Origin of the sequence: Pontibacter toksunensis (genome assembly GCF_042686245.1) — a bacterium.
GTDB classification, from domain to species: domain Bacteria; phylum Bacteroidota; class Bacteroidia; order Cytophagales; family Hymenobacteraceae; genus Pontibacter; species Pontibacter toksunensis.
Map to the genome: position 1 here is coordinate 1 of NZ_JBHUOX010000075.1, position 2,511 is coordinate 2,511.

The 2,511-nt window shown below is 56.8% G+C and carries 1 protein-coding gene; it reads right to left on the reverse strand.

Going from position 1 to position 2,511, the window contains the following annotated elements; all coding sequences use genetic code 11:
• Positions 1-2,511 (reverse strand): PKD domain-containing protein (locus tag ACFS7Z_RS27115; RefSeq protein WP_377492577.1); only part of this gene is annotated, 2,511 nt, incomplete at both ends.

Below are 2,511 nucleotides of genomic sequence, written 5' to 3' on the forward strand. Positions count from 1 at the left end.
AGGTGGCCGTATTGGGACCACTTACCTGGCTCCAGCTATAGCCACTGATGGTGCCATCGCTGTCGGTGGCCGATCCACTCAGTTGCACACTACTGGTGGGCAGGGTGATGGTTTTATCCGGACCGGCGTTGGCGACGGGTGCAACGCTCGCGGGATGTACTGTGACTGTCACCTCATCATAAGAGCTTGCTTCCTGGTTGTCAGTAGCTTTGAGGCGGAAAACGTATACTCCTTCCATCAGTTCACTCACTATAGGGGAGGCCACCAAATGGCTACTAAAAAGGGCGGTGCTGGGCCCGCTCAACTGCCCCCACTCATAACTGCTGACAGTACCGTCACTGTCACTCCCTGACCCGCTCAAGGTCACACTGTTTGTGGGATAGGTAATGGATAAATCCGAACCGGCACTCACGGTAGGCGCGACGTTGGCTGGAACAACTGTTACCGTCACATCATCAGAACTGCTGGCGCTTTCGTTGTCCGTCACGGTTAGGCGGAACACATAGGTGCCTGCCAGCAGGCTGTCTGCCCTCAGGTTAGGTGTGGCGGCCCCACTCAGTGTGGCCAAAGGCCCGCTCACCTGGCTCCAGCTATAGCCACTGATGGTACCATCGCTGTCAGTGCCTGAGCCGCTAAGCGTAACGCTGTTGGCAGGCAATGTGATGGATACATCTGCTCCGGCGTTGGCAACAGGTGGTTGAGACGGCGCCGGCACAAAAGGAGAGAGGCGAAGGCCGGGTATAGGCCGCTCCAGCGCCCCGTCCGGCAGTTGCCACCCTACAGCCAGGTGATCTGCCCCGGTGCTTTCCTTGTGCAGGGCCTCGATATAGTACTTCCGCCCTGCCTGCAAGGTAACAGCCTCCGATGTTTGAGAGGCAAATCTAGTCCACTCCCTGGCATCCGTGGCTCCGCTCACAGACGCTATTTTTCGCTTGGTGGACGGGCTCTCGTCAGTACTGAGCCAGAGTTCGCTGTCCTGGTCGCTGGCAATCCAGAAGACATAGTCCCCGTTAATAGGCGCCTGCACATAAGCCCTGACCCTGGCCCCATAGTTGTCGCCGGCATTCACAGGCGCCTCAAACAGCAAGAGCTCGGAGGTACTGGTCTGGCGTGTGTTGACCGGAATGTCGGAGATAGCTGTACCAGTTACATTTTCCCAGAGCTCCCGGACAATAGGAGTAGTTGACGTGTTGCAGTCCGGGTAAAGACTGATTTCTCTTGTGGTAGCCAGGCCTGCCGCGTCAGTCACTGTAAGTTTGACGCGGTAGAAGTAAGCTTCTGCCCCGCAGCCCAAAGGGGAGATAGTCGTAACTGCCTCCTGTGAGGTAACAGCGGGCTCAGGGTGCTGATGGTCTTCGTGGTGCAGGATCGTCTGCCACCTGTACGTCAACTGGCTGCTGCTATGCTCCGCATCTGAGACCGTAGCCTTCAAGGAATAGGTAGACTCACTTGTCATGGGGTACTTCATGTTATCGGTCGGGCTGGTGATGGTAACCTGAGGAGGCGTGTTGTTGACTGAAATAAGCATGGATATGCTGTCGGCGCTGCCCTGGCTGTCCCGGACCGTAAGGGTGACGTTGTAGCTGACAAGTGTATCTGCTGCAGAGTTGAAGGTATGTGAAGGATCAGCCAGCGTGCTGGTAGTGCTGTCTCCAAAGTCCCACCGGTACGACAAGGGCTGGCCGTCCAGTTCATAAGAGTTACTGCCGGTAAACTGCACCGTGAGTGGGCCGGGCCCGAACGTCTTGTCAGGGGAGGCGACTGCCACGGGAGGCTGGTTGATGCTGTTGTAAGTCACTTTCCGTATTTCGGAGGGAAAATTGACGTAGTAGATACCATCCTCTGTAGGGTGAGTCGCCATATGTACAACGACTGCCCCGCTGCTTATAAAGTTTCGAACAGCCGTCGGTTTATCAAATGCATCGACAGTGAGGTTGCGCAACCACTTGCCAGTGTAGTCTCCGAAGAAAAGTGTGTTCCAGTACTCGGGAGGGAAGTCATCATGGGTGTAAAAAACACCTGCCACGACGGCGTTGCCCCCGAACTGAGGCCCGGAAACAGGCGAGCCAGGAGCTCCTATGTTGACCTCTGCGGCTGTTTCTCCGTTGAAGATACCTGTTCTGGATGGTCCTCCATTCGTGCCATGCCTCCAGTCGATGACCGGCCGGCTGTGCAGAAAGGTGTTTGCGCCTGCTGGTATGGCCTGCGCCGTGTTACAGGGGTTGGTGAAGCTGGCCGTGCCGCTCGCTGTTTCCTGCTTTATCAAATCCTGGAAGTAGAAATACTGCTGCGTGCAGCCTCCTGTGTTATAGAGCGGGTTTGGCGCATAGGCGTTGTAGGTTTTCTTGCTCATGTAGCCGTTGTGGGGCGTGAGGCCCTCAAACAGCGGCCACCCAAAGTTCATACCCGCCCTGGTCACCACATTCAGGTCTTCCCAGAGGCCGTACCCCACATCCCCCACATACAGCACCCCCGGCCTGCCGTCTGCCGGGTTGGTGCTGCCCGAGCCGG